Source organism: Streptomyces sp. NPDC041135, from assembly GCF_055592085.1.
Genome location: NZ_JBVIYZ010000056.1, coordinates 1 through 11,240, shown reverse-complemented (window position 1 = coordinate 11,240; position 11,240 = coordinate 1). Strand labels below are relative to the sequence as shown.

The window sequence follows — 11,240 nt, the reverse complement described above, 5'->3', positions numbered from 1 at the left end:
GGGAGTCGACGCGGAGCGTCGAGGACCGACGACAACGCCGCAGATGTGCGTGCCACGCCCCGCGACGCCGACATGATCCAAACGACAGGCCCTAGGTCCGTAGGAGCTGGGCTCTGCTGCAGGCCGGAGGGCAGTCAACGTCAGGAGACCCCTCACCCCGCTGGGTGGCTGCTGAAGAAGCTTAGTCAGTAATGAAGTGCAGAACCCTGTGCCGGACGGTATGCCGGGCTTCACGCGCACCTCCTCGGTTCCTATACGTTGGGCCAAACCATCTACTCGGTCATTGAGCCTCTTCAACAATCACCCAAGGGGGTGAAGGGCCTCCTGGCATTGACGGCCCTCCGGCCTGCAGCAGAGCCCAGCTCCTACGAACCCAGCCGTCACCCGATCAGTGGCCTCTCTGAAAGAGCTCATTAATCCCGACAAGCTCGGCCACCTTGGCCCGGGGTCACCTGCCTGGGGGTGGATGCCTACACAAACGGCAACTGGCGGTGTGGAACCGGAGCGGCTCGCGCAGGACCCACAGGGCTGCCTCCCTACGCCCTCAGCCTGCCGCATCCCATCGTCGACCACCTGATCGCCGCGGAAGCCCGCACCGACGGGTGATCACGCGCGGCCGCGGCACGAGCAACGCCCGCTTATCTTGTTCGCCTTCCTTGGTGGCGTGATGGCCTGGCCGGAGTGGTCGCGACTGAGGCCGAGATAGCCGTCGTCCACGTCGGGAAAGTGCTGGAAGCTGCGTGTGGCGGTCGCGTCGTGCAGCCGCCCTGGTCGTAGAGCATCACCCAGAGCCTGCGGGCCTGGGCGTCGGCAATGACGGTGGCCTTCCTGGTGTTCTGCTTCTTCCTCCCGGAGACGAACGCGCGCCGTCCACCGCGGCCGGCCAAAGGTCGGCGGACCTGGCTCTCCGTGGCGTCCATCTCCTGGAGAAGGTCGTCCAGGGAACCGGTGAAGCCGGGCTGGCTCGTGGTCCCGATCAGCATCGTCAGGGGAAGCCCTGGCCAGGCAGAACGTAATCCCAGCCCGAAGCCCACCAGTCGTTGTGCATCGCCATGCCCGGCGCGGCCCAGGCACGGGCGGCGCCCGGCGCATCTCCGCCCCCTCGCGTCTGCTGCCGCGCCGTGGTTCCTCCCGTAAGTGCCGGGACCTTTCGGCGTCGAGGCGGTCGAGATTGATTGCTTCGGATGGTCAGGGGCGCGACGGACCGACCCCGGGCTGGGTCACCGCGCGCTGTGTCGACTCAGCCCGGGGCCGTGAAGAAGGCGGTGCGGCACCCGGAGCCGGAGGACGGCACGACCGGCGAGTAACCCCTGTGGTCAGGCACCGGTCTACCGCTGGTCGGGCCAGTCGGCCAGCACGGGCTTCCTCATCGAGGAGGGTGACGCGGGTGCCCGGTCTGCCGCCGCGTTCGCTGATCCAGTCATGGAAGGCGGATCCCGCGGGTGCAGCCCGGCTCGCGGACGATCGCGGCTTCGCCTCCAGCTCGACCAGCTGGAGGAGTGGTGAGCTGTCCTGTGCCATCGAACTTTGGCTGGCTGCCACATGGCAGGGGTACCGAGGTCAGGAGTGACCGTCCTCGGTGACGAGCTGCACCAAGCCGACCCATGGGAACTCGCCGCTCTTATGGACCGCCCGCACCCTCCATTGGCCTGCCGGGAGCGGCACCGGAGCCTGGTCCGGCTGACCCCCGTCGGGATACTCCACTCCCAGATCGGCGCCCGCTTCGGCCGAATCCATCAACACCGCCGGGCCATCGGTGACCCACAGTCCGCCGTCCTCCCAAGCGGTGTCCGGATCGGCCAGGACCGCCTCGACCGCCGCGAACAATTCGGCTTCGGAGTTCGCAGCCAACCACCTCACGAACAGCCATTTCTCTGGCAGGAAGACTGACGAGCCCTGGTCGAACGAGGAGCATCTGTGGCCTGCCCGCCTCGAGGGCACCCGGCCCGCCGGCGCCGATCCGCCTTGCTGGAAGGTCGCCGCTCGCGACCTGATCGCCTATCCCGGGACCGTCGTCCTCGCACGCCTGCTGGCCGACCGCACCGTACAAGAGCGCACCGTCACCGAATCGCGCCTGCTGGCTGGGCGAACTACCCGGGCTGCTGGCACGAACTCGCTGACCAGCTCGGGCGGCCGTAGCTCGCCCACCACCCCGCCACCGCCACCCACGGGCCGCTATTCGCCTGGGCCCACTCCTGCGTACACACCCGCGCGGTCGCCGCACCCGTGGCGCAGAAGACAGCCGCCCTCACCGCGCTGCATCCGTGGTGGCACGCGCCTTGGACCACGCCGTGGCAGCGACGCACCTGCGCCAGGCCCGCACCCATCACCAGACCTGCGGCCCGTTCAAGCCGGCCCGCGGGTTCCCCACTACCAGCTACAGCCTCGGCGAATGGCTTCACCTGCACCCGCTACCCGGGCCTCCACCCCGAACACCAACGCCTCCTCACCCAGATCGGCATCGATGCCGCGGCGGCGGCCGCCGCCCGCCCCAGACGACGCAATCTCAAGGCAAGCGCCGAAAAAGCCCTCGCCCCACGCCCGCTCCTACGCAGCCCAGCACGGTAGCCTGGCGTCCGTGACCTCAGCAACCGTCCACGAGGGATTCCGCCTGGGTCGGTGGCTCGCCACCAACGTAAGTACCAGCGCTCCGGGGCGCCGTCGCGCAGGCGTTTCGTGTATGCGGTGGCCACGAGGCCGGTCGCCGACGAGCCCGAGCAGGGGTATCAGAACCGGTTCGGTGCCTTCGGCAGCGGGCTGAGGGGTCTTGAGCGCTGCTTGCTGATAGCGGGCCAGGTGCACGCAGGATGGCGATCTGCTCGGCCTAGCACGTCGCCGTCGCGCCACTCCCCGCGGTGTGGGTGGAGAAGGTGCAAACACACCGCGCCGGTGGCCTGGCCACTGCCGGCGGCGTACTGCAGCTAAGAACTGTACGCCTTCCTCGTAGTCGGCCAGGAGCAGCAGGCAGGCGAAGGCGAGGACGCCGCCGGGACCGCGCGGCAGGTGTCGAAGCGGGCGATTCGGCGGGTGGCGTCACCGGCGTGGATGACGCCCTGACAGAGTGCGCAGGTCGCGTCCGGCTCGCTCATGCAGCCAGAGCGACTGGGTAGGGGAGTGCTGCCCTGGCGCGGGCCTGGTCAATGTCTTCAGCCAGCTCGAGGCTTCGTTTAGAGAGTGCGCGTCTGGTGGGGCGCATGGGGTGTCACTCCTCATCCTCGGTGTTCTCACCGCACTGCGGTACCAGTTCCGCGGCCAGGCTGGACTTGGCGGTGCAGCGGGTAGAACGCACGGTCACCTCGCATACGTCCATCAACAAGGCGATCCGTTTGGTGGAGAAACCCAGGGCGAACTGCAGGACCATCACATCAAAGGCTCCGCTTCTCCTCTGTCGGTCAGCCCCTGCACTCGGCGTACCTCAGGGTTCGGGACCAAGCGGAGCAGACAGCCCAGTGGCCGAGCATCCAGCGATCAAGCCCGGTAAGTGTTAGCCCGGCCGAGCTAATTAAGGCCGAACAGTCGTACGAGAGACTCCGCATATGAGGCCATAAACCCGCAGATGAAGGACGTCGGGCTAAGTCCTAGCCGCTGACAGTAGAAGGCGAGCGCCCGAGCCTCCTGCCCACTGTGTAGGTAGAGCGCCCGAAGCGCTCCGTTCCCTGAGCCATTAGAAAGGTTCGTCATGACGAGCAATGCAGATGCTCTGAATTTCGTACGGAATGTTCCCCTCGTACCCCCTTCTATCGAGCAGCTGAGTCGTGCGCTCATGATGAAGGATGAAGCACCGGTCGTACGCGACACCAATCAAGCAGCAGACGTTACCGGAACGACGCTGGTAAGTTTTGTCGACAACGTGCCGGCCCAGCAGCAGGACGACATTCTGAATTCACTTCTCTTCGGGCAGCTTGCAGCCAGCGCAAAGTATCCGGATCGCGAGGCGAACACGGTAGAGTGGTACCAGTATTTCGTTAGTATCCTGAACAGGGTTGGCTGGGTCTTCTCAGACTTCACCTTCGACTCATACGACTCCAGCTCTCAGAGCTTCACCCTAGACACGGTCGTGCTTGACTATCTAAAGGGAATCACCGGCCTGTCCCAGGAGGAGGTAGCCTCCGTCGACGACGCGATCAACGCTCTGCAGGACGACCAAGGAGCGACGCAGCTTTTCAACCGCCAGACGCACTCAGCGCACAACGGAAACTTCCAGGTTGGCGTGGCAACCTATACTCAGGGCGATCAGGTTACCCTGAACTTCGCCGCCTTCTACTTCGCCAGCTCGGATACGGTGACGGATGTCCTCTGGACGCACTTCAATACGGAAAACATCCATCTTTACACCGGACAAACCTCCTCCGTCCTCGATCAGTCTTTCTACGCGACAATTCGGGATGCTGTAGTGGAACGGCTTGGAGCGAACGCCAAGTCTGACATCGACAACATCCCGCTTTCCTAACTTCTGAGACGGTGGCGCCGGTAACCCCTTCGGCGCCACCGTCCGCTGCCAACGTTCAAGCGCGCCCTCGGCCCCTTGCACGCTTCTAGCAAAGAGCATGAAAGCGAAGGCACATGAACGAACAATTGCTTGCAAAGATTGCTAATATTCCGTTGCAGCCGCCGTCCATCAATGACCTAACGCGCAGTTTGCATCTTACGAAGGAGCGCTTCTCGGCTGACAACGGCCCGCAAGCCGCAGTAGATAAAACCCTGCAGGCATCCTTTGTCGATCAATTCCCTCCCCAATTGCAGACTGACGTACTCAACTCGATGCTGTTCGCCCAGGCAGCGGCGACTGCGGCTTATTCACCGTACACGCAGACTCAGCAGTGGTATCAGTTCATGATAAGAATTCTACAAGAACTTCAGTGGGTGACATCGGGACTCGTATTTAAGGCGGCCTCCCCTTCGGGCTCCGCCTTCAGAGTAGCGGAACTGGTGCATGCATTCATGGCTGACCTGGCGGGCGTTACCTCTGAGGAGGTGGCCGTAGTTGATGCAGCACTGAGGTCCCTAGAGGCCGGTGATACCCCCGCGTCTAAACTATATGAGCAACAAACTCATACGACGAACAATGGCAGCTTTCAAATCGGCTCCGCAGCCTACACCAAGGCAGACCAAGCAACATTTACCTTGACGGCATATTATTTTTCCACGTCTCAAGTCGTGTCATCACTTTTCGGCATGACTTTCGATTCTTCGCAGGCCTACTTTTTTCAAGGCTACACGGACGCGACGCTTGATCAGGAAACATATGCACCGCTAAGGGATACAGTCGTACAACGACTTGGGAGTATGGCCTCGACATATATCGCCAATCTGCCGCTGTCTTAGCATTCAGGCAGCGCATCGGAGAACAAGTCGACTGAATTTTGCCAGCTTCTCGGCACTTTCGGCTAGCGCCCGCCTCCCTCCTGTGACCGTACGAGGGAAGCAATAATTGTAGGCGCGTCCCGGATATCTTGGAGCAACACGGATCTACCTCGCCCCTTAGCCGCGTTGAGCGCGCTCACACAGCGGGACTAGTGGAACCGTGACACGCACCACTGTTACACGGAGGCACTTTCGTGACGACAACAACCGAACCGACTCCGAACTCAAGCGGAATCAATATCCTGGATACTACGCTACTGTACTTCATATCGCCTGCTCCCAGCGTGCAAAATCAAGCAGACGTTCTCAATTCAGTTCTCTTCTCATGCCTTGCAGCTGGTGCACAATACAACCGAGCACGCGAGTCCTCCAATTGGTATGACAAGTTTTACAGCGTCTTAGGTGATCTGGGGTGGATTCTTTCCAGCTCATCCGTCCCTTCAGTACCTGCCAATAGCTCTAATCCATTTGATGGCTTGTTTCAGAAGGCTGGACTTCCCTCCTCCGTTATTGAGTCCGCAGGCAATAATGCAACTATCAATGAGTGGAAAGACCTCATCGAGACTGCAGGAGACCAGAATAGTGTCCAAATGATCCTGGTAGCTTCTCCAAACGAAGGACCGACGCAAGCTTGGTTCGGCGAGTATAGTTACACACTAAAACAATCTGCGGTGGCCCTCTTGTGGGCTTCACTGCAAAGTGCGTCAATTGAAGCGCAATTCTCCGAAGCTTCCGGAACTTTTGATGACCAGTTGTTCTCTCGGGTGCGTGAGCAAGTCACAGCCAGGCTCGGAAGCCGAGCTTACCGATATTAAGGTATGACAACGGTTTGCAGGCAACGCCTGAGGGTGCCGCTCGCGTCGCGGCAGTAACGGGCCAGGTATATCCACAACACACCATGTCGGGGAACCCTTCTATAGAGGCCGCCAGTCACATCCGGGAACGCAGACCCTAGAGGTTGTCCTGTAACCGGTGGGGTGGTTGCTGCGTTGGCAGGGCATGGGTGGGGTGATCTCAGCAGGTGATCCGAGGTGGATTGAGCCGTTCTCTGCGCTGACCGAGTTGCAGTTCGCCAGGCTGGTGGCGTTGGTGCGGCGCCGGGGTGGTGACGTGCAGCGTGGCCGGCCGTGGCGGCTACCACTGGAGGACCGGGTGTTGCTGGTGGCAACGTACTGGCGCACGAACCTCACGTTGCGGCAGGTGGCACCGCTGTTCGGGGTCTCGAAGTTGGCAGCCGACCGCATCCTCGATCACCTTGCACCCCTGCTGGCCATCTCGCCGGCCCGCCGGCCGCGCAAGGACAGCGTCTACATCGTGGACGGCACCCTGGTGCCCACACGCGACCGCAGTGTCGCCGCCTCGAGCAAGAACTACCGGTACTCGACGAACCTGCAGGTCGTCATCGACGCCAACAGGCGCCTGGTGGTGGCGGTCGGCTTGCCGTTGCCCGGCAGCCGCAACGACTGCCGGGCGTTCACGGAGTCCGGCGTTGACCGGGCCTGCCGCGGTGCACCGACCATCGCCGACGGCGGCAACCAGGGAACCGGCCTGCTCATCCCGCACCGCACACGACGAGGTCAGACGCATCTCAGCCCACACCAGGAAGCGGAGAATGCCATCTACCTCCGGCCTGTGCGTCGGCTCGCCTCTCTGCGGGCCTTGTGGTGCATCACTGCTGTCCCGCAGTCGAGATAGGCGCGCTGCTATCAAGCAGGTAACGCCCCGAAGGTCGCTTTTCGACCCGAAGGCATACGCGTATGCCATAGTTGCCGGTACCTGTGGCCTGTCGCCTACAGCGAGTCCGGCTGCCACATGGTAAGGCCCTGCAGCCGGTATCTGTCAGGTTAGTTGCCTCTGGATTAGTCCACCCCTCGCAGGCAGTGAGACCAAAGCTTCGTCGCTGCATGCCGCCGCTGCCTCGCCCCCCCCGGCACCACTTTGGCATCGACAGAATTGAACCATCTGTAGCTCCATGAACGTCTGCGCCCATACCCGCACAGCACCTACCGCCACCATCGAACAGGACGATGATCAGCTCACAGCCTGGCGCGACGCACCGCTCGCGCGTGCTGGCACACCAGAGAGACAAGAGCGCAACCGAGTCCAACGGTCGTTACGGTGCTTCTACCCCCTACGGGCTAATTGGCACTTGTTACATGGGGGTCGGAAGGCGTGTCCACGATGACGATGTCTCTCCTATGCTCTATGTCACGATTAGGTGAGATTCTGGAGGCGATGACGAGTGCAGGCCGGCAGGTCCCAGGTGCAGCATGACGGGGCGGCTGCGCCGTGCCTCGTTCGCTTGTATGTGTCGTTCGGTTGTTCAGACTGCAGCGCCTACTCTATGAGTCACTAGGATTCCATGTGTTTTCATAGTGATTACGGCTCCGCATCCAACCACTCTTTATGGCCTGCAAAGCAGGAATAACAACCGATATGCACTTCTGCGTCCACTGATTCACGAAAGTTGAGTATGTCTCAGCGCCCGACGTACATGACATCAACTCCCAGCATGACGGTGACAAGATAGTGGCAGCTGGCGTCAACCATCTAGCACACTTTTCGATCGCCATCGTTTTGACCTGCCGTCCGCTGGACAAGCGTATGCTGTCTTGGAAAGGGCGGCAGCGGCATGGATGAATATCAAACGCTACTGGAGTGCATTTCCACTCTTCCAGCCGTTTGTTGGGTAACAGACCTAGAGCTCAACGTTCTTACCGTGACGCAAGGACCACGCGTTACCTACTTCAAACGAATCGGGTTCTCCGCATTGCGCGTGCCCCATCTTACTGGCTCGACAGAGCAGAAAATTGAACACTACAAAGATATCATCGCTCACAAGCAAGCGATTACAGGGCACGTTGCCGTATGGCACATGGGTAGGGGTGAGTCACTCCTCGCCTGCGCTAGACCGCTACGTGATGCAAAAGGACGTATCACTGGCGTTATGGGATTCGCTCTGGATGTCTCTGAGTTGCGAGAGCAGGCCGAACTACGGGAGTTCAATGAGACTCTGTTCAGAACCCTTTCTGAGTTGGTTCCTGCTCACGTCTCCGTAACCACCAACGTCCCGGCTGACCGAGCACGTCAGGCGGAGGTCGAGGAAGAAAAGAAGCCAGATGTTCCCGGTCAGCGTCGATCATCTCATGTCACTTTGCATGCCGCGGGCACTTCGATAGTTCTGAAGATCGACTGGGCAGATTCCGCTTCACAGCAGACGGCTTCCATTTCTTTGAGCGATTTCAGTCGATTGCTTATCGAATCGAGTCCCTATGCCCTAGCGGTTGTGGATGGGGAAGGCACGGTGATTCATGTCAATAAAAAGTGGCTCCTGACGTTCGGTGGCCAAGAAGCGGATCACTCTGGCGCGCATATCTTGACGTTCATTGTGGAGGAGTTTAGGGCCAAAGTCTCAGAAATTTTGGCTCGAGCACGCGAGAACGGTGGTGAACTCTCTACTTCACAACTGCTCATGAAGAAGGTTGGTGGCAGCGCTCCAGTACTCGCCGATGTCTCAATCAGCTCTGGCGGGCAAGAAGATGCATCGGTGCTTACCTTTACCGTCATGTCTGCGGGCGACCCAGCCGAAAGGTTGCAGCAAAAACCCGTAATAGTGACACGCACCGATGCTGTTATTCTCGAGCTCCTGGCTCAGGGATTAAGCAACGCCGATATCGCTCAAGCCGCCAGCCTCAGCCGTCAAGGATTGGACTACAGAATCTCTCTGCTCAAGCGCAGCCTCAACGTTTCGGGCAGGGGAGCGCTTGTAGCGCGCGCCTATCACTACGGACTGCTGGCTGGCTCTGCCTGGCCCCCGAAGGTTCCCAGCTCCTTCGTGTCTGAAGAGTGACTCGGGGGCTTGCATGCTGGCGCATGAGGCATCTGGGTGACTCATATGTTATTAGTCAGGTAATAAGTGGCATGCCTTGGTTGCTGCCGTTACAAGCCCGGGAGGAATAATGCTCACTCATCGAGACATCTCTAACAAGAAATTCTCCGTGACTCGAATCAAAGAAGGGTACAGTCAAGAAGAGGTCGATGCATTTCTCGACTTGCTAGCACGCGATTACCACAAACTAGAGCAGTTGACTGAGATGCAACATGACATCGGACGGGTATGCGATCCGCCTGAGAAAGGCACGACAGAAGCAATCGATCACAATCTAGGAGCAATCAAGCACGTTCTTGCCTCGGCGGAGCAAGCGGCTAAACAGATCACGGATCAGGCCGTAATCGAAGCTGAAGAAGTCAGGTTCCAAGCGCTTGCGGAGGCCCGTTCTACCCTCGAAAGAGCTAAGGCGGAGGCAGGCGCTATTGTCGCCAGCGCGCAATCGGAACGACTTGCTCAGCTAGCTGAACTAGAGAAGCGCCACACCCAGCTGGCCTCTGCGCTCGATATCCTGGAGGAAAGACGGCGCAAACTGCGCGAGTGGGTGCAAGTATCGCTTGAGAGCTTGCTACAAGAAGTGCAAAAAATCTAAAGCCTTCACCTTCTTTGGTGCGCTATGAAGGTTAATTGTGATGTTCTAGCTGTTCAATGACGCAGCAATCTAAATTGTCGGCCTCCTGGTCAATGGCAGCACCTACGGTATGGAGGTCGTGGTCGGAGTCTTCAGCGAAATGCCGGCATGAATTAGCGATGGCTCGCAGGAGTGCCACGACTGAGTCAGCGGGGATATAGGCCCGGCCATCTTGTGCAGGGATAATCTGCAGCCGGCTGGTCGCATATGGGTACGCGTGCTCGTCAGTCACTGTCGCCTCTCGCTTTCCTGACCGCAGTCCATCAGCTGGGTACGTGCTCACTAAAAGGAAAGTGGGCAGATTGCCTGCGTGCGAGCGCTCCAGACTGCGTAGCCGGTGCGCAAGCTCTTGCACCGGTGCTATGTGGGGAGGCTGCACGCCCATACTCAGCAGTGCGCCGCTATGTTGCGCCGCTCGACAGGCATAATTTGCGGTGCGGTGGCGTCACCACGCGCCCGCCCGTCTGGGCGCCCAGGCCCTGGTAGCCGGCATCCGTGAGGATTTCCAGTGCGGGCCCGCCGTCCAGGAGCCTGACCAGCCCTGCCTGGCGAGCATGGGTGATGTCTGCGCAGCTGCCGTGCTGAACCGTACTGCAGAAGAGGACGCGGCCGTCGCCGTCCGTGACAACCATGCTCTTGACCGCGTTCTGCCTGCTCTTGCCGGAGATGAACTTCTCCCGGTCCTTGCGTCCGCCAGCGGGACGTCGGACGCGGATCTTGGTTCCGTCGGTGATGCCGGTCTTCCCGCTGGTCCCCAGGTGGTCGACGACCTCGGCCAGGGTCCGCAGCCGCACACCCGGGCTGATGGTGCACCCCCGCTCGGCGAGCAGTGACCGCACCTCGCCGATGGCACGGGTGATGGTGGAGCGGTCCACACCGAACCAGCAGGCCAGCACGTCATGAGTGACGGCATGGCGCAGATGCATGAACGTGGCCAGGAGCCGGTCGACGAAGACCAGCCGGTGCTTCGCACCCACGCCCACAGCCCGCTCCCGCGGCCTGAACGCAAGCCTGGCCTGGTGCCGTTCGCGCCACAACGGCCCTAATTCAGCAACGAGTTCAGCGATCACGTCAGCCGACAGGCCCGTGATCCTCCGGTCACTGACGATCACTTCACGAAACGCGTCCCCCACCACACAACCATGATCGACAATCAGGAACCCGACGCCTCACCGCCTACCGTGCACCAGCTTGTAAGCGTTGTCCCGTAAATATTCTACGACATGCCGGATGACCAGCGTTGTTGCTTGTCAGCCGGCTAACGAGCTCGTGCACGGTAAGCGGTGGGACGTCGCGAACTTCAGCGTGGCCCGAGTTCACGTCTGCCGTGCCGGGTGCAGGTCCACAGTCTGCTGG

The 11,240-nt window shown here is 60.7% G+C and carries 8 protein-coding genes and 2 pseudogenes; 6 read left to right on the top strand and 4 right to left on the bottom strand.

Going from position 1 to position 11,240, the window contains the following annotated elements:
* Nucleotides 1-612 precede the first annotated feature (612 nt).
* The 3 genes and pseudogenes from ACZ6CZ_RS36850 to ACZ6CZ_RS36840 form a co-directional block, all read right to left on the bottom strand.
* A pseudogene (locus ACZ6CZ_RS36850) lies at nucleotides 613-1,092 on the bottom strand (DUF6042 family protein); the annotation flags it as partial.
* A gap of 468 nt (nucleotides 1,093-1,560) precedes the next feature.
* Nucleotides 1,561-1,851, bottom strand: a complete 291-nt coding sequence (locus ACZ6CZ_RS36845) for an Imm21 family immunity protein (RefSeq protein WP_469030284.1) — start codon at nucleotides 1,849-1,851, stop codon at nucleotides 1,561-1,563.
* A gap of 1,351 nt (nucleotides 1,852-3,202) precedes the next feature.
* Entirely contained in the window at nucleotides 3,203-3,361 is a 159-nt protein-coding gene (locus tag ACZ6CZ_RS36840) for a hypothetical protein (RefSeq protein ID WP_469030281.1), read from the bottom strand.
* A gap of 318 nt (nucleotides 3,362-3,679) precedes the next feature.
* Between ACZ6CZ_RS36840 and ACZ6CZ_RS36835 the strand changes: the two genes are divergently transcribed.
* The 6 genes and pseudogenes from ACZ6CZ_RS36835 (at nucleotide 3,680) to ACZ6CZ_RS36810 (ending at nucleotide 9,845) form a co-directional block, all read left to right on the top strand.
* Complete coding sequence (locus tag ACZ6CZ_RS36835) at nucleotides 3,680-4,450, top strand: hypothetical protein (RefSeq protein ID WP_469030278.1); 771 nt, start codon at nucleotides 3,680-3,682, stop codon at nucleotides 4,448-4,450.
* A gap of 113 nt (nucleotides 4,451-4,563) precedes the next feature.
* Entirely contained in the window at nucleotides 4,564-5,325 is a 762-nt protein-coding gene (locus ACZ6CZ_RS36830; RefSeq protein WP_469030275.1) for a hypothetical protein, read from the top strand.
* A 233-nt stretch (nucleotides 5,326-5,558) separates the two neighbouring features.
* On the top strand, nucleotides 5,559-6,179 hold the full coding sequence (locus ACZ6CZ_RS36825) for a hypothetical protein (RefSeq protein WP_469030272.1): 621 nt from the start codon (nucleotides 5,559-5,561) through the stop codon (nucleotides 6,177-6,179).
* A gap of 184 nt (nucleotides 6,180-6,363) precedes the next feature.
* A pseudogene (locus tag ACZ6CZ_RS36820) lies at nucleotides 6,364-6,978 on the top strand (transposase family protein); the annotation flags it as partial.
* A 1,018-nt stretch (nucleotides 6,979-7,996) separates the two neighbouring features.
* Entirely contained in the window at nucleotides 7,997-9,214 is a 1,218-nt protein-coding gene (locus tag ACZ6CZ_RS36815) for a PAS domain S-box protein (RefSeq protein WP_469030270.1), read from the top strand.
* A 109-nt stretch (nucleotides 9,215-9,323) separates the two neighbouring features.
* Nucleotides 9,324-9,845, top strand: a complete 522-nt coding sequence (locus ACZ6CZ_RS36810) for a DivIVA domain-containing protein (RefSeq protein ID WP_469030268.1) — start codon at nucleotides 9,324-9,326, stop codon at nucleotides 9,843-9,845.
* Between the two features lie 440 nt (nucleotides 9,846-10,285).
* On the opposite strand, the gene ACZ6CZ_RS36805 is transcribed toward ACZ6CZ_RS36810, so the two are convergent.
* Complete coding sequence (locus tag ACZ6CZ_RS36805; protein WP_469030265.1) at nucleotides 10,286-11,020, bottom strand: transposase; 735 nt, start codon at nucleotides 11,018-11,020, stop codon at nucleotides 10,286-10,288.
* Between the last annotated feature and the right edge of the window lie 220 nt (nucleotides 11,021-11,240).